The sequence below is a fragment of the Actinomyces sp. S6-Spd3 genome (assembly GCF_000758755.1).
Taxonomy (GTDB): domain Bacteria; phylum Actinomycetota; class Actinomycetes; order Actinomycetales; family Actinomycetaceae; genus Pauljensenia.
Genome location: NZ_JRMV01000277.1, coordinates 13,452 through 37,160 on the forward strand (window position 1 = coordinate 13,452; position 23,709 = coordinate 37,160).

The 23,709-nt window shown below is 58.6% G+C and carries 23 protein-coding genes and 1 tRNA gene; 7 read left to right on the forward strand and 17 right to left on the reverse strand.

Annotated elements, in window-relative coordinates; all coding sequences use genetic code 11:
• Positions 1–33 precede the first annotated feature (33 nt).
• Complete coding sequence (locus HMPREF1627_RS06065; RefSeq protein ID WP_034502040.1) at positions 34–1,077, forward strand: hypothetical protein; 1,044 nt, start codon at positions 34–36, stop codon at positions 1,075–1,077.
• Positions 1,077–2,108 (forward strand): DUF5692 family protein, encoded by a 1,032-nt coding sequence (locus tag HMPREF1627_RS06070; RefSeq protein WP_034502041.1) that lies wholly within the window; start codon positions 1,077–1,079, stop codon positions 2,106–2,108. Before HMPREF1627_RS06065 ends, HMPREF1627_RS06070 begins: the two co-directional genes overlap by 1 nt.
• A 54-nt stretch (positions 2,109–2,162) precedes the next feature.
• Here HMPREF1627_RS06070 and HMPREF1627_RS06075 read toward each other — a convergent pair whose 3' ends face one another.
• From HMPREF1627_RS06075 to HMPREF1627_RS06085, 4 genes are all read right to left on the reverse strand, one after another.
• A complete protein-coding gene (locus tag HMPREF1627_RS06075; RefSeq protein ID WP_420705310.1) occupies positions 2,163–2,531 on the reverse strand; it encodes a HigA family addiction module antitoxin in 369 nt (122 codons plus the stop codon).
• Positions 2,458–2,739, reverse strand: a complete 282-nt coding sequence (locus HMPREF1627_RS10200) for a type II toxin-antitoxin system RelE/ParE family toxin (protein WP_081940778.1) — start codon at positions 2,737–2,739, stop codon at positions 2,458–2,460. Before HMPREF1627_RS10200 ends, HMPREF1627_RS06075 begins: the two co-directional genes overlap by 74 nt.
• A gap of 147 nt (positions 2,740–2,886) precedes the next feature.
• Complete coding sequence (gene ychF / locus HMPREF1627_RS06080; RefSeq protein WP_034502042.1) at positions 2,887–3,969, reverse strand: redox-regulated ATPase YchF; 1,083 nt, start codon at positions 3,967–3,969, stop codon at positions 2,887–2,889.
• 81 nt (positions 3,970–4,050) lie between these two features.
• On the reverse strand, positions 4,051–5,100 hold the full coding sequence (locus tag HMPREF1627_RS06085; protein ID WP_034502043.1) for a 4-hydroxy-3-methylbut-2-enyl diphosphate reductase: 1,050 nt from the start codon (positions 5,098–5,100) through the stop codon (positions 4,051–4,053).
• Positions 5,101–5,212: 112 nt separating this feature from the next.
• On the opposite strand from HMPREF1627_RS06085, the gene xseA reads away from it, so the two are divergent.
• The 3 genes from xseA to HMPREF1627_RS06100 all read left to right on the forward strand — a co-directional run bounded on the left by xseA (position 5,213) and on the right by HMPREF1627_RS06100 (position 7,790).
• A complete protein-coding gene (gene xseA / locus HMPREF1627_RS06090; RefSeq protein ID WP_034502046.1) occupies positions 5,213–6,472 on the forward strand; it encodes an exodeoxyribonuclease VII large subunit in 1,260 nt (419 codons plus the stop codon).
• A 53-nt stretch (positions 6,473–6,525) separates the two neighbouring features.
• A complete protein-coding gene (locus tag HMPREF1627_RS06095; RefSeq protein ID WP_034502049.1) occupies positions 6,526–6,750 on the forward strand; it encodes an exodeoxyribonuclease VII small subunit in 225 nt (74 codons plus the stop codon).
• Between the two features lie 92 nt (positions 6,751–6,842).
• The gene (locus HMPREF1627_RS06100) at positions 6,843–7,790 is read left to right on the forward strand and encodes a carbohydrate kinase family protein (RefSeq protein WP_034502050.1); all 948 of its coding nucleotides are present in this window, start codon (positions 6,843–6,845) and stop codon (positions 7,788–7,790) included.
• Between the two features lie 150 nt (positions 7,791–7,940).
• Here the strand turns inward: HMPREF1627_RS06100 and HMPREF1627_RS06105 are convergent, their stop codons facing one another.
• Positions 7,941–8,702 carry an isoprenyl transferase gene (locus HMPREF1627_RS06105; RefSeq protein ID WP_034502052.1) on the reverse strand — a complete coding sequence of 254 codons (762 nt, stop codon included), beginning with the start codon at positions 8,700–8,702 and terminating at the stop codon, positions 7,941–7,943.
• 195 nt (positions 8,703–8,897) lie between these two features.
• On the opposite strand from HMPREF1627_RS06105, the gene trhA reads away from it, so the two are divergent.
• Both trhA and greA read left to right on the forward strand, forming a co-directional pair.
• Positions 8,898–9,575 carry a PAQR family membrane homeostasis protein TrhA gene (trhA, locus tag HMPREF1627_RS06110; protein ID WP_034502053.1) on the forward strand — a complete coding sequence of 226 codons (678 nt, stop codon included), beginning with the start codon at positions 8,898–8,900 and terminating at the stop codon, positions 9,573–9,575.
• 115 nt (positions 9,576–9,690) lie between these two features.
• Positions 9,691–10,170, forward strand: a complete 480-nt coding sequence (gene greA, locus HMPREF1627_RS06115) for a transcription elongation factor GreA (protein ID WP_034502055.1) — start codon at positions 9,691–9,693, stop codon at positions 10,168–10,170.
• A 100-nt stretch (positions 10,171–10,270) separates the two neighbouring features.
• On the opposite strand, the gene HMPREF1627_RS06120 is transcribed toward greA, so the two are convergent.
• From HMPREF1627_RS06120 to galK, 12 genes are all read right to left on the reverse strand, one after another.
• A complete protein-coding gene (locus tag HMPREF1627_RS06120; RefSeq protein ID WP_052040868.1) occupies positions 10,271–11,806 on the reverse strand; it encodes an AI-2E family transporter in 1,536 nt (511 codons plus the stop codon).
• Between the two features lie 29 nt (positions 11,807–11,835).
• A complete protein-coding gene (locus HMPREF1627_RS06125) occupies positions 11,836–12,234 on the reverse strand; it encodes an FKBP-type peptidyl-prolyl cis-trans isomerase (protein WP_034502057.1) in 399 nt (132 codons plus the stop codon).
• A gap of 103 nt (positions 12,235–12,337) precedes the next feature.
• A complete protein-coding gene (locus HMPREF1627_RS06130; RefSeq protein ID WP_034502060.1) occupies positions 12,338–13,297 on the reverse strand; it encodes a Bax inhibitor-1/YccA family membrane protein in 960 nt (319 codons plus the stop codon).
• Between the two features lie 35 nt (positions 13,298–13,332).
• A tRNA-Leu gene (locus HMPREF1627_RS06135) sits at positions 13,333–13,406 on the reverse strand.
• A gap of 7 nt (positions 13,407–13,413) precedes the next feature.
• Complete coding sequence (locus HMPREF1627_RS06140) at positions 13,414–14,394, reverse strand: Ppx/GppA phosphatase family protein (RefSeq protein ID WP_034502062.1); 981 nt, start codon at positions 14,392–14,394, stop codon at positions 13,414–13,416.
• A 57-nt stretch (positions 14,395–14,451) separates the two neighbouring features.
• Positions 14,452–14,973, reverse strand: a complete 522-nt coding sequence (locus HMPREF1627_RS06145) for a DUF501 domain-containing protein (RefSeq protein ID WP_034502063.1) — start codon at positions 14,971–14,973, stop codon at positions 14,452–14,454.
• A 98-nt stretch (positions 14,974–15,071) separates the two neighbouring features.
• Positions 15,072–15,797: an FtsB family cell division protein gene (locus HMPREF1627_RS06150; protein ID WP_081940779.1), complete on the reverse strand. Its 726-nt coding sequence runs from the start codon at positions 15,795–15,797 to the stop codon at positions 15,072–15,074.
• 152 nt (positions 15,798–15,949) lie between these two features.
• Positions 15,950–17,230, reverse strand: a complete 1,281-nt coding sequence (eno, locus tag HMPREF1627_RS06155; RefSeq protein WP_034502064.1) for a phosphopyruvate hydratase — start codon at positions 17,228–17,230, stop codon at positions 15,950–15,952.
• Positions 17,231–17,471: 241 nt separating this feature from the next.
• A complete protein-coding gene (locus HMPREF1627_RS06160; RefSeq protein ID WP_034502071.1) occupies positions 17,472–18,056 on the reverse strand; it encodes a hypothetical protein in 585 nt (194 codons plus the stop codon).
• Between the two features lie 52 nt (positions 18,057–18,108).
• Positions 18,109–21,609 carry a transcription-repair coupling factor gene (mfd, locus tag HMPREF1627_RS06165; protein ID WP_234305269.1) on the reverse strand — a complete coding sequence of 1,167 codons (3,501 nt, stop codon included), beginning with the start codon at positions 21,607–21,609 and terminating at the stop codon, positions 18,109–18,111.
• Positions 21,610–21,744: 135 nt separating this feature from the next.
• A complete protein-coding gene (gene pth / locus HMPREF1627_RS06170) occupies positions 21,745–22,353 on the reverse strand; it encodes an aminoacyl-tRNA hydrolase (RefSeq protein WP_034502073.1) in 609 nt (202 codons plus the stop codon).
• An 81-nt stretch (positions 22,354–22,434) separates the two neighbouring features.
• Complete coding sequence (gene galK, locus HMPREF1627_RS06175; protein ID WP_034502074.1) at positions 22,435–23,673, reverse strand: galactokinase; 1,239 nt, start codon at positions 23,671–23,673, stop codon at positions 22,435–22,437.
• Positions 23,674–23,709: the final 36 nt, after the last annotated feature.

The following is a 23,709-nucleotide window of genomic DNA, read 5'->3' on the forward strand; positions in this document are numbered from 1 at the left end:
CAACCCACACACTGACCCTCAAGGAGGAGGATCATGAAACGACACTCGTCACGCTTTGGCAGACTCTGCCGCCTCGGCCTCGTCGGAGGAGGCGCACTCCTGGGCGGAATGTACGCCTTCAGCCAGCTCAGCGGCAAAGCCACCCCCGAAGAACAGGCCTGGCGCTACCCGGGCGACGATCTCATCGACGCCAACTACGACAACGGGTATTCCTCCACCTACGCGATCACCATCGACGCCCCCGCCTACGCAGTGTGGCGCCTCTTCAAGCAAATCGGTGCGGAAAAGTCCGGGTCATTCTCCTCCGAATTCCTCGAGCGCGTCTTCGCGCGACTCCCCTTCTTCAACTCCTACGAGATCCAAGAGGAGTTCCAGCAGCCCGATTCCATGGTGCCCGGAGACATTGCGGCCTTCGATTTCCACGGAATGTCCATGGAATGGGCAGACGTCGTGCCCGGCAAGTACATGGTCCAGTGGGTCGACACGAAGAACCCGCCCAAGGCACCCGGTTCCTATGCATTCCGCTTCCCCGGAATGAAGCACTTTGCGGCAGCATGGTGCTTCTACATGGTCCCCTTGGAGGGTGGACGCACGCGCCTGATCAACCATTGGCGCATCGGCTACGAACCCCCCTCGCCCGCAATGACCGCGCTCAACTGGGTGAACATCGAGTTCATCGGCGGCTGCATGACGCACCTGCAAATCCTCTACGTCAAGCGCGTGCTTGAGTTCCGCAAGAAGCAGCACCTGACGGGTCGTTTCATGCGAGGCATGCTCGGCGGCCGTTTCTTTAACAGCGAGACCCCGGCTGGCCGCTACGATGGCACTCCCCTCTTCGAGGACACCTACACGCAGTGGTTCCGTTTCGGGCGCAGCGCCCCGGCCGTTGCCGAAATCCGTCCGCCCGTCACCGATGATCCTTCGTGGCCACCGACGGGCCCGGGCACGCCGTGGGAAAGCGAAGTTGACGCCTCGTACTTCGAAGGATGGAGCGAGCCCGCATTCTCGTGGGATGAGCAGATCCGCCAGAAGATGGAGCGCACCTACCTAGCTGATTGGGGCAAGGAGCAACACTGATGGGCTCGATCACTCCCCCGGATTATCCGACCCTCTTCTTTTTCGAGGCCGGCGAGTGGTGGGATTATGCGATGCTCCTCGTGGTCATCGCTGCCCTCGCCTTTACCGCGTGGCTTGCCCAACGCAATATGTGGGTGGTCCTCGCTGTTTTCATCGTCATCCCGCTTGCGCTCACGATCTTTTGGTGGCCGCACTCGACGCAAGGCACGGCCTCGGCAGGTTGGTTCCCAATCGTCAAGCAATACTCGGCGCTGGCGGGATCCCTGTGCTTGGTCGCGCTTCAAGTATTCCCGAGGCTGCGGCACAACCGCTGGTACCTGCTAATTCCGCCGGTGATCCTTTCCGTCAACATTGCCGAGGCCGTGGTGCGCGATTTCCAGTGCTTCGGCATTCACGGGGTGGATCCTTCCCAGGGCATGGTGACGTGGGGAGGTCCGTGGAACATCATGAACGGGATCGCGGGCATTTTGAATCTGCTCGCAATCTCGGGGTGGATTGGGATCTTCGTGTCGAAAGGCAAGGAGCGCGCGCTCGTCTGGGGTGACCTGACGATCGGGTGGATTATCGCCTACGACCTGTGGAATTTCGCCTACGTCTACAACTGTCTAGCGGACCGCGCATGGTATTCGGGCGTGGCACTGTTGGCGGCGTGTACGATTCCGGCTCTCATGAAGTTTGGACGAGGCGCGTGGATCCAATATCGGGCCTACACGCTGACTTTCTGGTCGGCGGTGGTGCTCACTTTCCCGCATTTCATGCAGGACTCGATGTTTGCGCACCGCAGCGCGCACAACCCAAGCGCGATGTTCATCATCTCGGCAGCCGCGCTGCTTGCAAATGTGTGGGTTTTCGGCCGCCACGTGTATGTAATCGTCTCAAAGAAACGCAATCCCTTCACGCAGGAGGTTCACGCAGATGAGCCGACTTACGTGGAGTGGGTGCGGGACCTGGCCTCGGATGAGGACAAAGAACTGATCGCTACGCGCCTTGGGACGACGCCCGAGAAAGCGGGGTTTGTTAAGGCGTCTTAAGATCGTGGCCGGGGCGCACGCGCCCCGGCCACTGCCTTATCAGCCTCCGTCGACTTAAGCGACTCCCACGGTCATGAGGGGGACGATTCCGCTCAATGCATCCCCCAGCGCATCTTCGGCACAGTCGAGTTCGTAGCGCATCTGAAGGTTCATCCAAAACCCCGGGGTTGTACCGAAGTAGCGGGACAGCCGCATCGCGGTATCCGCTGTGATCCCACGCTTCCCATGGACGATTTCATTGATACGACGAGGCGGAACCCCAATAGCAACAGCAAGCTTGTGCTGCGTAATTCCGAACCCCTCGATGAAGTCCTCCATGAGGACTTCGCCCGGGTGAATCGGAGCAATTTTAGTGGTAGTCAACGATCTCAACCCCTTCTGGACCAGCATCGCTCCACCTGAAGCAGATACGCCACTGATCATTGATTCGGATACTGTACTGCCCCGCCCGATTACCGCGCAGAAGCTCGAGACGATTGCCCGGAGGGATCCGGAGGTCCTCCAAACGACACGCAGCGTCGACCTGACGCAACTTGCGCAACGCGACACGTGCGATGCGCGAGTCCAATGAAGGAACAGGTTCTCTCGCAAACAACCGCTCAGTCTGACGATCACCGAACGACTGGATCATGACACAACAATATAACGTAAAACGTTATTAACGCAAGACGTTATTTTTTAACACGCCATCCCGCATTCACCCTTAATTCAAGAACTTACAACAGTAAAACCGGGCCACGCCCTCGCGCGACCCGGCCACTGCCTGATTCAGGAGCAATTAAACATTAAACCTGAATTCGACGATGTCGCCGTCTTCCATGACGTAGTCCTTGCCTTCCATGCGGACCTTACCTGCAGCCTTCGCGGCGGCCATGGAACCGGCCTCGATCAGATCGTCGTAGGAGACGATTTCAGCCTTAATGAAGCCCTTTTCAAAGTCCGTGTGGATGACGCCTGCAGCCTTGGGAGCGGTGTCGCCCTTGTGAATCGTCCAGGCGCGCGCTTCCTTCTCGCCAGCGGTCAGATAGGTCTGCAGGCCAAGGGTGTCAAAGCCAACGCGTGCGAGCTTATCCAAGCCGGATTCGCTCTGACCGGACTCAGCCAGCATTTCTCGCGCGTCGTCCTCATCCAGTTCAACAAGCTCGGACTCAAACTGCGCGTCCAAGAAAATCGCTTCAGCAGGCGCAACCAGAGCGCGCAATTCGTCTTGCATCTCCTGGTTGTCCATCTCGGCGGCGTCCATGTTGAACACGAAGATGAAGGGCTTGGAGGTCATCAGCTGGAAAGACTTCAATGCATCCTGGTCGAGCTTTGCCCCCGCGGGGCCGCTGAGCAGCTCGCCGCGTTCGAGCAGTTCCAGGGCCTCGCGCGCGGTTTCCAGGACAATTGCCTCGGTCTTCTTGCCGCGGACTTCCTTTTCCAGCCTGGGGATCTGCTTTTCGAGCGTCTGCATGTCAGCCAGGATCAGCTCGGTCTTAATGGTTTCAATATCCGAGGCCGGATCAACCTTGCCGTCAACGTGCACAACGTCGGGGTCGGAGAAGGCACGCGTCACCTGGCAAATGGCGTCGGCCTCGCGAATGTTCGCAAGGAACTGGTTACCCAAGCCCTCACCCTCAGACGCACCACGCACAATACCCGCAATATCAACGAAAGACACGGTTGCGGGGATGATGCGCTGGGAGCCGAAGATCTCGGCGAGCTTGTTCAAGCGCGGGTCAGGAAGAGGGACCACACCGACGTTCGGTTCAATGGTCGCGAAGGGGTAGTTCGCAGCCAGAACGGTCGCGCGGGTCAGAGCATTAAACAGGGTGGACTTGCCAACGTTGGGCAGGCCAGCGATACCAATAGTTAAAGACACGCCCCTATCCTATCCGACGAGGCCGCACTCCCGTTTGCCCGCACGCATAGAAAGTGCGTGAAAAAGCGGGTGAACTTGCGCTCAGCTGGTGTGATCAGGGCCCGCAGTGCGGCGAGCGTGAGGGCGCACATCAATCTGTCCAGCATTCTTCAGGTCTGAACGCAGATCGCGAGGAAGCGCGAAAGTCGTCGTCTCCGTCTCTGTTCGCACCTCTTCAACTGTTGGGAAACCGCGTTCTTGCAGCCAAGCCACAACATCGCGTACAAGGATCTCGGGCACCGACGCACCAGAAGTCAGACCGACCGTCGAGGCTCCCGCAAACCACTCTTCTTGCAGTTCCTCCGCTTTATCGATGCGATAAGCAGCGGGAACACCCGATTCGAGCGCAACATCAACCAAACGCACCGAGTTCGAAGAATTCGCCGAGCCCACGACAACCATGACATCCACCAGCGGTGCAATGACCTTCACGGCCCCCTGGCGGTTCTGTGTCGCGTAGCAAATATCATCCGAGGGCGGATCAAGAAGAGCCGGGAAACGCTCGCGCAGGCGATCAACAGTCTGGCGAGTCTCATCAACCGACAAGGTGGTCTGCGAAATCCACACGACCCGCTCGGGGTCACGCACCACCAAGTTGTCGACTTCTTCAGGACTTCCAACGACTTGAATGTGTTCAGGGGCCTCGCCAAAGGTCCCTTCAACTTCTTCGTGGCCTTCGTGGCCCACCAAAATAATGTCGTAATCGTCCTTCGCGTAGCGCACGGCCTCGCGATGTACCTTGGTCACCAGCGGGCATGTCGCATCAATGGTTGCCAGGTGTCGCTGCGCTGCGACCTCATGGACCTGAGGGGAAACTCCGTGTGCGGAAAAGACGACGCGCGCGCCCTCGGGGACCTGGTCGGTCTCTTGAACAAAGATTGCCCCGCGCTTGCTTAAGGATTCCACCACGAATTTGTTGTGAACGATTTCTTTGCGCACGTACACGGGAGCGCCATACAGATCCAGCGCTTTTTCTACGACATCAACTGCACGGTCAACGCCCGCGCAATATCCGCGTGGCGCTGCCAGCAAGATCTTCCCACCGGCATTTTTTTGTTCAAGGCTGCCCAGCGTCTGGTCGTCAACAGTCATGATTCAACGGTACAGGTAGGCACTAATATCCGCGCAGCCGAAACCACTGATGCTCCTCACACTGGACGCAAATGCTAGGTGCCTGTGTCATGCTTGTTTCGTGCCAGAAAAGATGCCTCCTGCTGCAAAAGCCGCCGACACCACGCGTGACAACCCGTGGCCGCTCAGCAGGCTTACCCAGAACATCAAGATCTACGTGGATCGCATGTCGCCGCTCTGGGTTGAAGGCCAAGTCGTTCAATACAACCCGCGCCCGGGTTCGCGCATGGCTTTCTTTACACTGCGCGACACGGAATCTGACACGTCCATGACCGTGACGGCCTTCCCAAATGTCATCACTGCGATTGGTGCCGGTTTTGAGGAAGGCGTGAAAGTCGTCGCCCGCGTCAAGCCCGTTTTTTGGGAGCGCAGCGGAAGCCTCAACCTCCAGGCAGCCGAAGTTCATCTTCAGGGTTTGGGCGACCTGCTGGCTCAAATAGAGCGCTTACGCCAGCGTCTGGCCGCCGAAGGCCTCTTTGATGCAGATCGCAAGAAGCCTCTTCCCTTCCTCCCGCGAGTGATCGGCCTGGTGTGTGGCCGAAATGCAAAAGCTAAAGACGATGTCATCGTCAATGCGAGCGCGCGTTGGCCCGGTGCGCGCTTCGAGGTCCGTGAGGTCGCAGTCCAGGGGCAATACGCCGTCCGCGAGGTCTCCCAAGCAATCGCGGAGCTGGACTCCCTCCCCCAGGTGGACGTCATTGTCGTTGCCCGCGGTGGCGGTTCCGTTGAGGATCTTCTTCCCTTCTCTGACGAGACCTTGGTACGCGCCGCCGCGCAGGCCTCCACTCCCCTGGTGTCAGCTATCGGCCACGAAGGGGACGCTCCCCTTTTGGACTACGTTGCGGATTACCGCGCCTCGACGCCGACCGACGCCGCCCGCCGGATTGTCCCCGATCTCGTTCAGGAACTTGATGGCCTTGCTCGAGCACGCGAAGGAATGCGTAGTGCAATCCAGCGTCGGCTTGATCAGGAGCGCTACAACCTCGATTTGCTGGTGTCTCGTCCAATTTTCTTAGCTCCCGCTGCAACTTTGGAGCCGCATCGGACTTTCATTGACTCCGTTCTCACCTCACTGCGCACTCAGGTTGAGCGTCGCTTGAGCTCTGAACGTCAGAGCATCCTTCAGGCCTCGGCAGCCCTTCAGGCCCTCTCCCCCCAGGCGACTTTGGAACGCGGTTACTCAATGTTGCGTCTTCCCTCAGGGGAGCTTGTCCGCGACGCTTCGCAAGTTCCTAAGGGAACTCTAGTGGAGGGAATCTTGGCGCAGGGTCGCTTGGTTGCTCAAGTTGTCGGTTCAACGCCCGCTACGCGTGCACCCGAATCCCCACAGTAAACGTCCCCTTCACACTCAACTACCGCCCATACTTGTCACTACCGGAGGTTCCCATGGCAGAAACATCCCTTCCCGCACCCGAAACACTGTCCTACGAAGCAGCGCGCGATGAACTCGTTGCGATCGTCAAGACGCTTGAAAGCGGACAGGCTCCCCTTGAAGACACTCTTGCCATGTGGGAGCGCGGCGAGGCCCTTGCAACGCGTTGCCGTTCCATCCTCGACGCGGCAACTCAGCGCATGCAAGCAGGAGCAGAATCACCCCAGTCCGACCAGTAGACTCCGGGTCCCGCAATCAGCTGGGAATGGTTAGACTTAAAGCGTCATCTGTTAGTGGAACCAGCCAAAGTGGTCTGGAAACAGGAGGAAATATGGACCTCGCAACCGACCCCCACATCCTCTCCATCGGAGAGGCACTGATGGATATCGTTGTCCCAGCGGACAGCCCCGTTCCAACTGCCGAAATCCCGGGTGGTTCGCCCGCTAACGTCGCAATGACTCTTGGGCGCCTGGGCCGTAACGTCGGCCTGCAGACTTGGCTTGCACACGACGAACGTGGCGAGATTATTGAAGATCACTTCACAGCCTCGCATGTGCTTATTACCGAGGAATCCTTCGGCGCGGACCACACCCCAACTGCCCTAGCAAAGCTCAATGAAAAGGGCGCAGCAAGCTACACCTTTGATCTGGATTGGTGTCCCCCAAGCCCGATCTGGGTTTCGACTCAGGCCCGAATCGTTCACTCCGGTTCCATTGCTGCAGTCATCGAGCCGGGTGCACATGCCGTTTTGGATGCCATGGTCACCGCGCGTCAGCACGCGATCATCACCTACGATCCCAATGCGCGCCCTGCACTCATGGGCACCCCCGAGCAGGCGCTCGCTATCGTCAACAAGTTCATCGGTATCTCCGATGTCGTCAAGGTTTCCGACGAAGACATCGCGTGGCTGACCAACGGACGCGAAATCGACGAAGTCGTGCGAGATTGGCTCACAGCCGGCCCCTCGCTGATCGTTGTCACGAAGGGTAAGGATGGCGCAGCGGCCTTCACTTCGAATGGTGTTCGCCGTTCAATCCCCGCCGGAGACGTCAAGGTCGAAGACACCGTCGGTGCCGGTGACTCCTTCATGGGCGGCCTGATCGACGCACTGTGGTCGCTCGGCCTGGTCGGTGCCATGTCGCGTCCTGCTCTGCGCGATTTGGATGCTTCAAAGGTCGACTTCATCTTGCAGCGCGCTGCAACCATCGGTGACATTACTGTCTCCCGCGCTGGCGCGAACCCGCCTTGGTTGTCGGAACTCGCCGAGTTCCTCGCCTAAGAAGGGCAATCTCTCAGCGCTAAAAGACTCATTGGGGGGCTTGAATCCACAGGATTCAAGCCCCCCAAGGTTATCTAAGTTTCATCGTGCAACGCTTTTCTTCAGTGGCGACCGAGCCTATGCCCTCGCCCCATAGGAACCTCGCTGACCTTACTTCCCCATTCGCCTTTCGCGCTGCGCATAGGCTCGCAAGGCGCGCAGGAAGTCGATCTTACGAAAATCTGGCCAGTAGGTTTCACAGAAGTAAAACTCTGAGTGCGCAGACTGCCAGATCATGAAACCCGACAGCCGTTGTTCTCCCGATGTGCGGATCACCAAATCAGGGTCGGGTTGATCTCCCGTGTACAAATGCTCGGCAATATCAGAGTCTTTCAATCGCGAAGCCAATTCTTCAAGACTCTCCCCACGCTGGCCCGCATCGCGGATCACCTCGCGCACGGCCTCGACAATCTCATGGCGCCCGCCGTAACCGACGGCAATGTTGACGCTGAGCGCGCTGGTGGCAGGACTTTCCTTTGCGGCTTCGCGGAGGGAATCGGCAATGTCATCCGGGAGCAGGCGCAGATCCCCAACGATACGCAAGCGCCATTTTCCGGTTTGACTGAGGGCACTCACGGTTTGCGCGATAATCGTCAGGAGCTCAGCAAGTTCATCGCTTTGTCGCGAGAGGTTATCGGTCGAGAGCATCCACAAAGTGACGATTTCGACGCCAACTTCTTCGGCCCACCCAAGGAACTCAGCGATTTTCCCCGCGCCGACTCGGTGTCCTTGGGAAGCGGTGAAGCCAATCGACTTCGCCCAACGCCGGTTTCCGTCAAGAATTACTCCGACGTGGCGAGGGATTGGGCGCCCCGATAAAGATGCTCGTAAGCGCTTCTCATACACGTCATAGAGCATGTTCCACTGCGACACTTTCAGTCCCTTCCGCGCGAAAGAGTGTCAATACCGTTTAAGGGTATCGCGATTCTCACGCCACTTGCATATTCGTCCGCATCCCTGAGCTACCTCACATATACCGCCACAAGCGATGATTTTTCCGCGAGATTGGCGTACCCTACGGTGTAGTAAGTTACGCAAACGTAGGTAGAGTTTTTAGAGGAGGCAGCAATGAAAATCGCTTCCCTCAAACCCACTGAGTGGTTCCCCGGACAGAAGGTCTCGGTCAAGCCTCACTTGAGAGGATGGATCCACCTAGTCGCCGCACCTCTTTCTTTGGCGGCATCTATCGTCCTCACCTGCCTCGCTCCCAGCGGGGTAACCAAGTGGGGTTCGGCAATCTACCTCGCGGCTTCACTGATTCTCTTTGGAATTTCAGCGCTCTACCACCGCTTTTATTGGTCGCCGCGATGGGAAATCGTGTGGAATCGCCTCGATCATTCCAATATTTTCCTACTCATCGCCGGCACCTACACTCCCCTCTCGGTCGCGGTACTCCCTCACGACCAAGCGGTCACGATCTTGTCAATCGTCTGGGGAGGCGCGCTTGCCGGGATCCTGCTCAATCTCTTCTGGCCAACCGCTCCCAGGTGGCTCGCAACGCTCATTTACGTTGCTTTGGGGTGGGTTGCTCTGTGGTACCTCCCGCAATTCTGGGCGCTTGCGGGACCGGCCGTGGTCTGGCTTCTTTTAGCTGGCGGAATCTTGTACACGATCGGCGCGATCGTCTACGCAACAAAGAAACCCGATTTATCGCCTCGATGGTTCGGGTTCCACGAGATCTTCCATACCTTCACGGTTCTTGCGTGGGCGTGCCATTGCACCGCCGTGTATTTGACAGTTCTGTAAATTTTCCACAGATAGCGCAAAATCCACATTTCCAGGCTGAAGGCTGCTAGGCTGGCAAATCTATAGAATCAATGTGAAGGCCGACGCCCGTCGGCACATGTCGGAGGCATAAGTAATGGCTGATACCCAATGGCTGACTCAAGCTCAGTATGACAAGCTCCAGGCGGAGCTCACGGATCGCGTCGAGGTGCGTCGTCCTGAGATCGCTCGTCTGATTGACGCAGCTCGCCAGGAAGGCGATTTGCGAGAGAACGGCGGCTACCACGCTGCTCGTAACGAGCAGTCCCTCAACGAGACCCGTATCCAGGCACTCGAAGAAATGCTGCGCAACGCCGAGGTTGGCGAAACCCCCGCTGATGATGGAATCGTCGAACCCGGAATGGTTGTCACCGCTCTTGTTGCAGGCCGCGAGCAGAAGTTCCTCCTGGGTTCCCGCGATGCCGGCGGCGACCTCGGAGTGCAGGTTTTCTCTTCCCAGGCTCCTCTGGGCGCAGCAGTGATGGGACACCGCAAGGGCGATACCCTCACCTACGAGGCCCCCAATGGCCGCGAGATCACCGTTGAGATCTTGGATGCAACGCCTTTCGTTGGCTGAGTAAACCCAAACGAACTGTGGGGGCTCCAGAGTTGAACTCTGGAGCCCCCACAGTTTTACGCGTTCAGTCAGAACAAGGCGCTTTCAGCTTCACTCAGCATCATGCGCCGCTGTCTTCTTCATCCGTTTCAGCGCTCTGCTCAATTTCATCAGCGACACGCGTCCCCACGCTATCGCCCGGCTCTGCAGTGCCAGCAGTCACCATGCGTTCGCTCAGTTCCTCGTTGACAGCGTAGGTGTGTGCATCAACTGCCTCCCCTGCAAGGAGGGGAAGATCTTCGCCGTAGGAATGAGCAATCAAAGCATCGAGCGTACCCGGAGCCCCGCCTGGACGATCAAGCTTTGTCGCTAGCGCAGGCTCAGGATCGTGTCCGTGCAGGTAGAGCACAGTGGAGTTAATGAAGGCTGCGATCGGGATGGAGAAAATCGCCCCCGCGATTCCGGCAACCATCGAACCTGCCGTTACACCGAGCAAAACAACCAGCGGGTGCAAAGATACGGCGTTGGACATCAGAAGTGGTTGAAGGAGGTTACCCTCGACTTGCTGGACCAGCAAGATAATGACCAGCATGATCAAACCGACGGTGAAGCCCTGATCCACGACGGCCACCAAGACTGCAATAATTCCCGAAATCAGGGAACCGATAATCGGAATGAAAGAGCCGAAAAACACCAAAACGATGATCGGGATGACCAGTGGGACACCCAAGAAGTAGGCACCGATGCCGATGCTCAGCGCATCGATGAAGGCAACTTGCATCTGGCCGACCACATAGCCACCCATGCTTGCCCACCCGCGAATTGCGGCCTCGTGAACGGGTTCGCGAGCGCCCTTAGGAAGCAAGCGCACGAACCAGACCCAGATGTCGCGGCCATCTTTGAGGAAGAAGAAGAGGCAGAAGAGAGCGATCACCGAACCGGTGGCGATAGAAATCGCTGAAGAAGTCGCATTCACCGCACCGAAGATCAGTGACTGCGCGTGGGATTGAACCCAGGCGACAATCTCGGACTGTAAGTTTTCCAGATGCGAATCGATACCTGAGGTGTCGATCCCCAATGGGCTGGTACGCAACCACTCGAGGAGCGTGGTGAGACCTTCGTTTGCGCGGGTCAGCAGTGAGGGAACCTGTGAGAGGATCTGAGCCCCAGCGGTCGACAGCGCTGCACCTACAACAACCACAGTGGCAAGCAAACCACTAAGGGCAGCAAGCGCTCGCGGGAAGTGAGCCTTGCGGTGAAGCCACGACACCATCGGGTTAAGGAAGACCGCAAGAAGAAGTGCAACTGCGATCGGAACGATAATCCCGTAAACGAAAGTCATTCCGAAAATCAGCAGAGCTACCGCCGCGATAACGACGATCGCACGCCACGCAACTGCCGCGCCCACGCGCAGGGACCACGGCACGGCCTCGGAAGCATCCCGGCTGGTGGGTTCATCCTCAACGACGACGCGAACGCGCTGTGGCCTGTCCCCCTGGAGATGAGAGCGCTGCTCTTGAACGCGGCGCCTGATCTGTTCGAGAGGTTTCAGAAGCGACGAGGCCAAGCTTGAGCCGGCTCCCCCTCCTCCCTTATCTGTACGGCTGGGGCGTTGATCGGGGGTTGATGCTTGTTGCTGCGCATCCTTTTCGCTCATGCTTGGCCTCGTCTTTTCAGTTTGTTGGCTCAGGCGACACCGAGAATATCGGTGACGAAAACAAGGGTATCGCCGCCGCGGATCCCAGCCTGGGGAACACCGCGCTGACCATAACCGTATTCGGAAGGAATCGACAGCAGGACGCGCGAGCCGACGCGCTGACCAATGAGTCCCTCATCCCAGCCGCGGATGACCATTCCCACGCCGATTTGGAAGCTCAGCGCAGCGCCGCGGTCGTAGGAATTATCGAAGACGTTTCCATCCCAGACTTGCCCCAGGTAGTGGCAGTGGATGGTGTCTCCAGCTTCGACGACCTGGCCGTCGCCCTCATGGAGGACCTCGACGAGCAGCTCATCGCTGGGGGTGGGATCAGTAAATTCCAGGGTGGGCTTACGGCCAAATTCGCCTGTCACTATAAGGTTTTCCATGGTTTCTCCTTAGGGAAGTACTGCGGTAGAGGACTGAGTATTCAATGAGGCATCCCGAAAGATGCAGAAGGGGCCACGCTCAAGCGAACGCGACCCCAACTTGTTAGCGACGAGACGCCAAGATCGAAAGAACTCGGAGGATTTCGACGTACATCCACACGACCGTGACCATGATGCCGAAAGCGCAGTACCACGCGAATTGCACGGGAGCACCTCGTTCAACGCCCTGTTTGACGGTATCGAAATCACCGATCAAGGACAGGGTTGCAAGGACAACGGCGATGAGGGAGACAACCACGCCCAGCGGAATGCCCTTGACGTAGATCGTGTCGATGGGCGACATCGCTCCGAAGGCCACCAAAACCGCGTTCGCGATGCGAGTAAGGAGAAGAGCCAAAATGCCAATCAAGGTGAACTTTGCAAGCTTGGGCGAATTGCGCACCTTGCCCGAAGTGAAGAGGACAAGCGTAATTCCCGTAACGGCAAGGGTTGCGATGAATGCCTGAGCGACGATGCCCGGGTACATCATTTCCATGAAGGAGGACAGGGCACCCAGCGAGACACCCTCTGCGAAGGCGTAGGCCATGATGAGGCCCGGGCGAATGGTCTTCGAGAAGGAATTCACCATTGCCAAAATGAAAGCGACCAACGCGCCCAGCCCCATTGCAAAAATGCCCAGCGTGGGGTTCGTTGCAGCGAGGAACCACGCAGGGGCGGCGCCAAGAAGCAGGATGAGGAAAGAGATTCCGGTCTTCATCAAGGCGTCGTCATAGGTCATGCGACCGCGATCGACCGCGTCCGCGGAAGGCGCCTGGTAGGCCTGCTGGAGATCGGCATACACGGAGGGGTCAACGCTGGGTGCGCCAGCGTAGCCGCCTTGAGTCTGGGTCCCATAGGTTGAGGCCTGGGGCTGAGCGTAGGGGTAGCGCGCGGGATCAACAACGGTTGTCCCGGAAGCTTGAGCATTCGTGGGCTGGTAGCCGGGCATCGCCGGGTAGCCCGCAGGAGTCGAATCGGCGCGAGACCAGTCTCGCTCCATCTTTGAGAACACGGGGTTTGTCATGAGATTTCCTTTCCCTCGGTTCAGTATCTATTGAGTACCCCCAGTCGGACTCGAACCGACAACACACCGATTTTAAGTCGGTTGCCTCTGCCAATTGGGCTATGGGGGCATCGCCGCTAGCGACGAGCCAGCATCGAAAGCGCGATACCGTCAAGGATATCGTGTTCGGAGACGTGGGCGCCCGCTATCGGGTGGTTTGTATTCTCGCAGCGTAGAGTAACGCGGTCCATGACACGCTTCCAGATCAGGGCGCCACCTGCGATGACGTCCGCGCGCCCCTCAGGCATGAACCCGAGGGCTGCCTTGACCGCCAGTGGCTGCTCGAGCATGAAACGGACCGAGGCATCGGTATCCGCGTGGCTCAGAAATGCGCCATCGATCTTTTCCGGCTGGTACGAGGCCAAGCCCAGCGCGTGTGCAGCGATCGTTGTGATGGTGCCCGCTACGCCCACCACGCCTCGGACGCTAGAGAAATCAACAGCCTCTTCGGCCTCGTCAAGGCGCGCATCGATCCACTCACTGGCCTGGGCCTGGACCCCGTCGGGAATCGGTTGATCGCTTGCGCATCCGGCAAAGAATTTCTCGGTCACGCGGACGGAGCCCATATCGGCCGAATATGCCGCATCAACGCCCTTACCTAGCGTACCTACGACCATTTCCGTTGAACCGCCACCGATATCGACGACCAGCACCTTCCCTCGATCGTAGGCGTGCACGCTGCTTGCAGCACCGGCGAAAGACAAGGCGGCTTCTTCAGTGCCGGGAACAACTTCCGGGTAGACACCTAGGAGTTCATTCACGGGCTCAATGAAATCCTGGCGGTTTTCAGCGTCACGCATTGCCGATGTCGACACGAAACGAATGTCCGTTGCCCCCAGATTGTCAATCATCCGCTTGTATTCGCGCACCGCTGCGAGGGTGCGTTCAATTGCCTCGGGAGCGAGGCGCCCCGTGCGGTCAACGCCCTGTCCCAAGCGCACGATCCGCATTTGTCGGGTGAGATCGTTCAAAATCACGCGCTCACCCTGGGTTTCGCCGTCTGCAACAAGAAGTCGAATTGAGTTCGTTCCACAATCAATTGCCGCTACCCGCGTCATGGTTCCGTTCTTTCTGGGGAGTTCGCTATTTCTAGAAATTGACACGCACCGTGCGCATCAGCAGGTGCAGGATTGGCGATCCCACAGGCCTCGTTCGCGCATCATCTCCAGCGCGAGGTCACCGATCGGGTTCACGCCCTCCCCCGCGGCCAAGGCGTGACCGACCAGCGCGTGCAGACACTTGACGCGCGTAGGCATTCCACCGGCGGATACTCCGTGGATTTCAGGAACGTCGAGCTCCAGCTTCCTGCCAAGCTCCTCGCGGGAAGCAATGTAGGCCTCGTGAGCATGCTGGTAGGCGGCGCGCAGGTCCTCGTCATCGGCCAGGCGCTCATTGAAGTCTTCCATGACCTTGGTTGCTTCAAGCGTCGAGCAGGCGCGGACCGCTCCGGGACTGGTCAGGTAGAAAGTTGTGGGGAAAGGAGTTCCGTCTTCAAGCCTAGGCGCCGTCGCAACAACGGTCGGCTTCCCGCAAACGCAACGCGCGGCAATCCCGACGACCCCTCGGGGAACACGTCCCAATTGTTCTTCGAGAACCTGAAGATCCTCGGCGCTAGCCGGCGTAATTGCGTTCATCATTCCTCCACATTCAGACAAACCCGGATTATTTTACGCGAAAAGGCTTGCGGGAGGGAGTGTTTCCACGCAATGGATCTGGCGCGTGTGGCGCGCGGTGATCAGTTGCCAGTTCCTTGTGTGCTTGCGCTACTTTCAGGAGTCGCAGACTGCGAGGGAGATGGCGCATTCCCGCCCGTTTGTGCGGTCTGGATATTTCCCGTCGGATGGTCAGCCTCTTCGACCGTCATCGAGAGGACCTGCATCCATGGGCGAGCGGGGCCCGCCTCGCGTGCTGCCGCGACCTGGGCTTGGTCTTGGTAGTCCTTACCGGGGTCCAAGACGGAGTACTGAGTTTCTCCGGGCTTGACGTATCCGAGGCGTTCGCGCGCCTGTGAGGCGATGTACTGCGGGTTCGACCACAGTTCGAGTTGTTGGCGCTTCGCGTCGTTGTCCGCCTGGGTTTGTTGGACTTTTGCCTTGATCGCTGCAAGTTCACGTTCTTGGCTCCACAGCTGCATGAAGGAGGGAACGAGGAGCAGCGCGAGAAGTGCCCCAAGAAGGAGCAATCCCAAAATACGCATTGAGATTTCGATACCGCCGAAAGAGACCGAGCTGGGGCGCTTCGCCGCGTTTTCCGCGGCTTGGGCGCGGGGTCTGGAAGCTTCGCGTTCCGGACGCACTCGCGGTGTTGTGCGCGCGATTGGTGTGCTTTGAGTCCCTTGAGCGCGTGCTCGCGGGGTTTTTCCCACCTGACGAGGCCGCCGCTGGGTATCAGGCTCAGCCGCAGCTTGACGTCTGCGGGCGTTGGGGACGACTGGGCGTCCTTTTCTGGGTTTCTGAGCCATATCCCTATGGTGCCTCAAGCCGGCAAGACGGGCAGAACATAAAACTCATGTGTTCCCAATTGAGGGCTGAATCGCATAACGAAGGGGTGGGTGATGATTTCTCATCACCCACCCCTAGGTCACGCTTCTAGGAGCGTGTCAGTATGTGCTTCTCAGAAGGAAGCGCGGGGGAAGGAAGAACGACCCGCGTACACTGCTGCAACGTCGAGATCCTCTTCGATGCGCAGGAGCTGGTTGTACTTTGCCACGCGCTCGGAGCGAGCGGGAGCACCGGTCTTGATCTGGCCGGAGTTGGTGGCAACCGCGAGGTCCGCAATGGTGGTGTCCTCGGTTTCACCGGAACGGTGAGAGGTCATTGAACGGTAGCCGTTGCGGTGTGCTTCTTCCACGGCATCCAGGGTCTCGGTCAACGAGCCGATCTGGTTCACCTTGACGAGCAGAGCGTTAGCAGCGTGCAGCTCGATGCCCTTGCGCAGACGCTCGGGGTTGGTGACGAAGAGGTCGTCGCCAACGAGCTGGACACGATCGCCGATTTCGGCGGTCAGAGCGGTCCATGCGTCCCATTCGTCTTCCGACAACGGGTCTTCGATGGAGACCAGCGGGTAATCGCGGATGAGCTTCTCGTAGTAGGTGACCATGTAGTCGGTCGAGCGGCCTTCGCCTTCGAACTGGTACAGGCCATCCTTGAAGAACTCGGAGGAGGCGACGTCCAGGGCGAGTGCGACATCGGTGCCGGGCTTGAAGCCGGCCTTTTCGATGGCCTCGATGATCAGGTCGAGTGCAGCGGCGTTGGAGGAGAGGTTCGGTGCGAAACCGCCCTCGTCGCCCAAGCCGGTGGACAGGCCACGTTCCTTGATGACGGCCTTGAGGGTGTGGTAGACCTCGGCGCCCCAGCGGAGGGCATCGCGGAAGGTCGGTGCACCCAGAGGAGCAATCATGAACTCCTGGATGTCAACGTTGGTGTCTGCGTGAGAGCCACCGTTGAGAATGTTCATCATGGGAACGGGCAGGATGTGAGCGTTGGGGCCGCCCAGGTAACGGTAGAGGGGCAGACCTGCGGACTCGGCAGCGGCCTTTGCAACAGCAAGGGAGACACCGAGAATTGCGTTGGCGCCGAGCTTGCCCTTGTTGGGGGTGCCGTCCAGCTCGATCATGATTTCGTCGATGCGACGCTGGTCGGAAGCGTCTTCGTCAATCAGTTCGGGGGCGATGATGTCGTTCACTGCGTCAACGGCGTCCTGAACGCCCTTGCCCTGGTAACGACCCTTGTCGCCATCGCGACGCTCAACGGCCTCGAATGCACCGGTGGAGGCGCCAGAAGGAACTGCTGCGCGCTCGAAAGTGCCATCTTCAAGAATGACCTCAACCTCAACGGTGGGGTTACCGCGGGAGTCGAGGATCTCGCGAGCTCCGATTGCTTCAATGCTTGCCACGTTAATTCTCCAATCGATTAACTACGTGACTACTGTCGTATCTAACGCTAGTACATTCGGGGCCACTCCATCAGTACTACGCGAGCACTCACACGCGTTTTCCTCGTCACGATCAAGGACACATTGGCGCAAATTAGACATAGGTCCCCATAAATGCCGTATCGCCCACCCTCACGGGTGGGCGATACATCACATTTCAGACACGTGGGGGTATACCCATACGCCCACGCGCAGCCGGCAACTAGTTCTGGCCTGCCTGCCGCGCGGCAGAGCTCGAGCGGACGACGTCGCCGAAAACTGTCTGAGTCAGCTCATTGCTTTGCGCATTGTAGGTACCGTAGCGCGGATTGATCTCAACCTTCGTTGACTGCATAATCTGCGAAATCTGATTGCTCAGCTCCTGCGATTTTTCGGAGGAAAATCCCATTGAACGCAGCTTTTGCAGAGCCAAAGTATCCTTGACGATCGTCTTCAAGAAGGGAGTCGGTTCTTTGACAGGAGTACTCTGTCCTCCACGAGCAACAACGCGCTCCCCCATTTGCTGGAACTGTTGCATGACCTCTTCGTCACTCACCGTCACGCCGTTTTCTTCAGCAACTTGGCCCACTGCACGTGAAGAACTCATATCCGGAAGGAATTGCGCTGCATCGACCTGCTGTCCCATCAATGCGCTGAGCTGCTGACTAGACAGGTCCAGTTCTGCCTCGCTCACGCTCCAATCACCAATGATCGCTGCAGTTCCCGGGTGCGCGGAGCAGGCACCGAGGCCCAATCCAGACACGGCCAAGATTGCCGCCACCTTCGATGCGCGTGAAAGAGAAACCATGACTATATCCTCCGGAAAATCACTCTGTATAGGTGTCAGTGTAGCGCTCTGATTAGGCCTGAGACGCCTGCGGTGGGTTGAGTACCTTCGTCATCAGATTTTCGATCCAGTCGATGAGGGCGTGATCTGTCAACGGCACACCACCGATACGCGCCGTCATCGGCAGAGGGACGAGCAACTGACGAACGGCAGCTTTCACGACGCATCCCGGGTACAGGCGCTTGAGCCTCATCGCCTGAGATTCTTTCAATTCGATGGGGTGAATCCGCAAGTACTTTCCCTGCGTTGCAAGCTCATCAATACCCATGCGACGCAGGAGTGAGCGAAGACGAGCAATCTCAAAGAGCAAGTCAACCTGCTGGGGAATAGGACCGTAGCGGTCGGCCAGCTCCTCGCGCAGATCTTTTTCCTGCTCGCTGGTTTCAACCGCCGCGATCTTGCCGTAGACCTCAAGGCGTAGGCGTTCAGCGGAGATGTAGTCCTCTGGGATGTGTGCGTCAACTGTAATATCCAGACGCAGATCCTTCTTTTCTTCCTTACGCTGCCCCTTAAAGGCAGCGACCGCATCTGCGACCATTCGGACGTAGAGGTCGAAGCCCACGCCCTCGATGTGTCCCGACTGCGCGCCGCCCAAGAGGTTACCAGCGCCTCGGATTTCCAAATCTCGCTGAGCAACCGCAAGCCCCGCACCCAGATCAGCGTTCTGGGCAATCGTCTGCAAGCGCTCGTGTGCCATCTCTGAAAGGGGGCGGTCAGAGGGGTAGAAGAAGTACGCATACGCGCGCTCACGGCCTCGGCCGACGCGACCACGCAACTGGTGCAATTGGGATAGACCGAAAGTATCCGCACGGTCAACAATCAGAGTATTCGCGTTGGAGATATCGAGGCCGGTTTCCACGATGGTGGTACACACCAGAACGTCGAAATCATGGTTCCAGAAATCAACGATGACGCTTTCCAATTGGTGCTCGTTGAGCTTCCCGTGGGCAACTCTGATCCGCGCCTCGGGAACAAGTTCTTGGATATGCGCGGCGACCGAGGCGATGGAGTCCACGCGGTTGTGCACGTAGAAGACCTGACCGTCGCGCAAAAGCTCGCGTCGAATGGCTGCGCTGACCTGCGCGTCGGTGTGTGCTCCGACGAAAGTGAGGACGGGCTGGCGTTCTTCGGGCGGGGTCTGAAGAATCGACATCTCGCGAATACCCGAAACTGCCATTTCCAAGGTCCTGGGGATGGGCGTTGCGGACATTGAAAGGACGTCCACATCGGCTCGTAGGGCTTTGAGTGTTTCCTTGTGCTCGACGCCGAAACGCTGTTCCTCGTCGATGATGACCAGGCCCAGATCCTTGAAGGTAATGGCACCGGAGAGCAGCGAGTGGGTACCAATGACCAGGTCCACTCCTCCCGAGGCCAAGCCTTCCTTGACCTTTTCCGCTTCCTTGGGCGTCGAGAAGCGCGAGAGCGTGCCGATGGTGACGGGGAATCCCGCGTAACGTTCCGCGAAAGTTTCGGCATGCTGCTGGACGAGAAGCGTCGTTGGAACCAAGACGGCGACCTGTTTGCCATCCTGGATTGCTTTGAAGGCCGCGCGGACTGCGATCTCGGTTTTTCCATAGCCCACGTCGCCCGTGAGAAGGCGGTCCATGGGCATGGGCTTTTCCATGTCGGCTTTCACTTCGTCGATAGTGACGAGTTGGTCGGGTGTTTCCACGTAGGGGAAGGAATCTTCCAACTCGCGTTGCCACGGGGTGTCCGGACCGAAAGCGTGCCCCTTCGTTGCTTGACGCACCGCGTAGAGGCGAATGAGTTCCTGCGCGATTTCTTTGACGGCTTTGCGAGCTTTTGCCTTGGTTTTCTCCCAGTCAGCGCCGCCCATCTTGGTCAGTGCGGGCTGATCCGAGCCCGTGTACTTCGAGATCTGATCCAAGCTGTCGGTTGGGATGAAAAGTCGATCACCGGGCTGGCCACGCTTTGAGGGCGCGTATTCCAAGACCAAATAGTCGCGAGTAACCTGTCCTTCCCCGCGTCCAACAGTGCGGGAGACAAGCTCAATGAATCGCCCAATTCCGTGCTGATCATGAACGATGTAATCCCCCGGATGAAGCGTGAGGGGATCGACTCCCTTTCGCCTGCGCGAAGGCATTTTCCGCATATCTCGGGTTGTCGCACCCACGCGCCCGGATAGATCCGATTCGGAGATGATCGCAAGTTTGAGTTCGGGCGCAACAAAACCGCGAGTTCGCGGAGCTGAGACAACGTAGAGCACCGAAGGGTCCTGCGAAGGATCGCACTCTTCAACGATGCGACTTCCGATTCCCGCATCCGTCGCAATGGAGTTCAAACGACGGGCAGGGCCTTCTCCTTCAGCCGCAAGAATGAGCGTCCATCCTGCCCGGAGCAAAGTCCGGATATCGTCGAGAGCACGCGCATAATCGCCTCGATAGGGGCGCACGTCCCGCGCACCCAGAGCAACCAGTTCGTCTGAAACAACGACGGAGCGCGCTTCTTTCTTCAGGAGCGCTCCCGAAGTTTGTGCTTCTTCATCTTCATTGTTCGCGGGGCTTCCGCCTTGTTCAGCGATTGCCTGAGCAAGTTGCGCGGGAGGAAGAGCCGTCAGGTCCCACCAAGGACGCCCCTGCGCTCCCCAGATTTCTTCCAATGGGATGAACGAGGCCTGGCCTGCTTCAAGGGGCACTGCTCCCCCACCGGCAGCCTGAGACCAGGCCGCGGCGAGAAATTCCTCTGTGGTTGCAACCAGGTCCGCCCCGCGAGCGCGAATACGCTCGGGGTCAACGGCAACAAAGAGTCCACCAGCAGGAATCAGGTCAAGGAAAGAATCCATTCCCCCGACCAAGATTGGAGCGAGAGATTCAAGGCCAGGAGCCGCGATTCCCTGCGATGCCAATTCCAAGATTTCGGCTGCGCCAGGAAGCTGGTCGATTTCATTGCGAGCCTTGGCGCGAACCTGCGGGGTCAGCAGCAGCTCCCGGCAGGCAACCGCCCATACACCGGACTCGACAACCCCCAAAGTTCGCTGATCAGATACGGAGAAGGCTCGGATTTCATCGACTTCGTCTCCCCATAATTCGATGCGCAAAGGGTGCGCTTCTTGAGGGGGAAATAGATCAAGAATGCCACCACGAACCGAGAATTGTCCGCGTCGCTCGACCATATCGACACGCTCGTAGCCCAGGTTTTCAAGGTCTTGAGCCAAGTGCGGGAGGTCAACGATATCCCCGGACTTCACGCGCACGGGGGCACGATCAGCAATCCCATGAATGATGGGCTGCATGAGCGCTCGAACGGGAATCACAACAACATTGAGACCTCCCGCGTGTTCATCGCCAGATTGCGGGTGAACAAGGCGCCGCAAGACCGCGATGCGTTGCGCCATGGTGTCCGCTTGAGGCGAGAGGCGTTCATGCGGCAGTGTCTCCCACGAAGGAAAGACCTCGACTTCGTCGATCCACGCGCGCAGGGCGAGCGCCGTTTCTTCGGCCTCGCGCCCGGTTGGGGTCACGACATAGGTTGTTCCGCCTCGGCGAGCAGCCATCGATGCAATGAGGGGAATACGCGCACCAGCGGGAGCAACTGCACAACCAGAGATCCCCTGGTCAACGGATTCGAGCACCTGCGATAGTGCTGCGTCGCCTTCGAATGATGGGAGAAGAGAGGAAAACTGCGGCACTTAGGCTCCCTGTTGCGTGTGCAAGCGCTGCTGCGCCTCACTGAAACTTGTGGTGACGATATCTTCGACAACGTCTCCGGCTTGGGCGATGGTCACTGCGAGCTCGGTCAGTTGGTTTTGATTCATTCGCGCAAGCACGTAATCAGCGGGATTCATTCGCCCCGGTGGGCGACCAATTCCGATCCGTAGCCTGTTGTAGTCACGTGTGCCCAGGACCTGGGAGATTGATTTGAGACCGTTGTGACCGCCTTCTCCACCCCCGGTCTTCAAGCGCAGAGTACCTTCAGGAAGGTCAAGATCATCGTGAACGACCAAGAGACGCGAAGGCGCGACATTCATGAACTTCGCGAGGCGTCCAATGGGACCTCCAGAAGTGTTCATGTAGGAATCGCTGATTGCCAGAATCACTCGCGGTCCAGGAACGCCCCCGGGGAGCATTCCCAATCGAATGTCTGCACAGTGAGTCCCTGAACGATGGGCCGAAAGCTGGACTCCCGCATTCGACGCGAGCAGGTCCACGAGCATGTGCCCGACATTGTGACGGGTATTTGCGTACTGTGCGCCCGGGTTACCCAGGCCCACAACCATCCAGGGATCCGTTGAAGTCATAGAACGATTGTGCCACCCCCTCCCCGCATCTGCGTCCAGGAAGAAGGTGGCACACCTGTGAAGTTAGGCGTTGAGAGTACTTCAGAGTTTGCCGGCGGGAGCAGAAGGAACGGCAACAATGAACGCCGGCTCCCCCAACTCATGATCAGCGAATGCGCGCGCAACAGCCTGCGCGGTTTCCTCCACACGCTCGCGATCAACGAGGGCGATGGCACTGCCTCCGAATCCCCCACCTGTCATTCGCGCACCATAGGCACCCGCGCCGCGTGCTGCGTCCACAGCGACATCAAGTTCCGTGCACGAGACCTCGTAATCATCGCGCAGAGAATCATGCGAATCATTCATGAGCGCGCCGACGACCTGGACACGCGAACCTTCCAGGGGTCCTTCCTTGAGGAGCTCAATCAACGCTCGAGTGCGCGCAATTTCAGAGACAACGTGACGCATACGCTTACGGAGCCTCTCATCTTCCAAAGCCTCGCTGGCACCTTGCAGGTCTTCGATCTCAACGAGCTGTTCCACGCCCAGGAGTCGGGCGGCCTCTTCGCAATCAGCACGGCGTTGTCCGTACTGTCCATCCGCCAAGGAGTGCGCAGCCCGCGTATCAATAACGAGCAGCGCAAGCCCCTGAGATTCCAGATCGAAGGGGATGTGTTCGACGCTCATATCGCGGCAGTCCAATGCAAGGGCATGGCCTTCTTCGCAACGCAGCGACGCGGTCTGGTCCAGTCCCCCGGTGTTTGCTCCCGCAATCTCGTTTTCTGCGCGGCGCGCACACTCAACGAGGATTGCTCGCCCCTTATCGTTCGGCGCGCTCAGCGGGCCAGCCAAGCCCAGGTCTTCGGCCTCGTCAATGGCGACGGCCATTGCGCATTCAAGGGCAGCAGAGGAAGAAAGCCCACCACCGCGGGGAACGCAGGAGTAGAGCGCAGCGTCAAAGCCGTGAATCGGCCCATAACCGGCCTTCTCAAGCGCCCACGCGACGCCGGAAAGATACGAGGCCCAGCCGATAACTTCGCCCTCGCAGCCACGCGGCGCGACCTTGTCGAGGTCCAGTTCATCGACGGTCTCGCGAGTCTGAGGCGAAACCAAGCGCAAAAGTCGATCTTCGCGGGGGGCGTAGGCGATGAAGGCTCGATGCGGGAGTGCGATGGGAAGACAGGGGCCCCCGTTGTAGTCCACGTGCTCGCCTATAACGTTGACGCGCCCGGGTGCCGACCATACGTCGAGCGGCTGGTAGCCGAAAGTTTCTTCAAAAAGTTCGCCGGCGAGTTTGCGTCCTTCTTGGGCGCTCAGAGCGGCTGACCAGGACAGATCCACGTGCACACTTCCTTGGGTGAATCGATCAATACAGTG

Excerpts from the sequence above, each read along its gene's own strand:
- HMPREF1627_RS10200 (WP_081940778.1), bottom strand. The coding sequence starts at position 2,739 with ATGATCCAGTCGTTCGGTGATCGTCAGACTGAGCGGTTGTTTGCGAGA.
- HMPREF1627_RS06160 (WP_034502071.1), bottom strand. The coding sequence starts at position 18,056 with ATGGTTTCTCTTTCACGCGCATCGAAGGTGGCGGCAATCTTGGCCGTG.
- HMPREF1627_RS06075 (WP_420705310.1), bottom strand. The coding sequence starts at position 2,531 with ATGATCAGTGGCGTATCTGCTTCAGGTGGAGCGATGCTGGTCCAGAAG.
- HMPREF1627_RS06130 (WP_034502060.1), bottom strand. The coding sequence starts at position 13,297 with ATGACAAACCCCGTGTTCTCAAAGATGGAGCGAGACTGGTCTCGCGCC.
- HMPREF1627_RS06095 (WP_034502049.1), top strand. The coding sequence starts at position 6,526 with ATGGCAGAAACATCCCTTCCCGCACCCGAAACACTGTCCTACGAAGCA.
- greA (WP_034502055.1), top strand. The coding sequence starts at position 9,691 with ATGGCTGATACCCAATGGCTGACTCAAGCTCAGTATGACAAGCTCCAG.
- xseA (WP_034502046.1), top strand. The coding sequence starts at position 5,213 with ATGCCTCCTGCTGCAAAAGCCGCCGACACCACGCGTGACAACCCGTGG.
- HMPREF1627_RS06150 (WP_081940779.1), bottom strand. The coding sequence starts at position 15,797 with ATGGCTCAGAAACCCAGAAAAGGACGCCCAGTCGTCCCCAACGCCCGC.
- trhA (WP_034502053.1), top strand. The coding sequence starts at position 8,898 with ATGAAAATCGCTTCCCTCAAACCCACTGAGTGGTTCCCCGGACAGAAG.
- mfd (WP_234305269.1), bottom strand. The coding sequence starts at position 21,609 with ATGGCTGCTCGCCGAGGCGGAACAACCTATGTCGTGACCCCAACCGGG.
- HMPREF1627_RS06125 (WP_034502057.1), bottom strand. The coding sequence starts at position 12,234 with ATGGAAAACCTTATAGTGACAGGCGAATTTGGCCGTAAGCCCACCCTG.
- HMPREF1627_RS06100 (WP_034502050.1), top strand. The coding sequence starts at position 6,843 with ATGGACCTCGCAACCGACCCCCACATCCTCTCCATCGGAGAGGCACTG.
- HMPREF1627_RS06085 (WP_034502043.1), bottom strand. The coding sequence starts at position 5,100 with ATGACTGTTGACGACCAGACGCTGGGCAGCCTTGAACAAAAAAATGCC.
- HMPREF1627_RS06070 (WP_034502041.1), top strand. The coding sequence starts at position 1,077 with ATGGGCTCGATCACTCCCCCGGATTATCCGACCCTCTTCTTTTTCGAG.
- pth (WP_034502073.1), bottom strand. The coding sequence starts at position 22,353 with ATGACTTCAACGGATCCCTGGATGGTTGTGGGCCTGGGTAACCCGGGC.
- HMPREF1627_RS06145 (WP_034502063.1), bottom strand. The coding sequence starts at position 14,973 with ATGATGAACGCAATTACGCCGGCTAGCGCCGAGGATCTTCAGGTTCTC.
- HMPREF1627_RS06140 (WP_034502062.1), bottom strand. The coding sequence starts at position 14,394 with ATGACGCGGGTAGCGGCAATTGATTGTGGAACGAACTCAATTCGACTT.
- HMPREF1627_RS06065 (WP_034502040.1), top strand. The coding sequence starts at position 34 with ATGAAACGACACTCGTCACGCTTTGGCAGACTCTGCCGCCTCGGCCTC.
- HMPREF1627_RS06120 (WP_052040868.1), bottom strand. The coding sequence starts at position 11,806 with ATGAGCGAAAAGGATGCGCAGCAACAAGCATCAACCCCCGATCAACGC.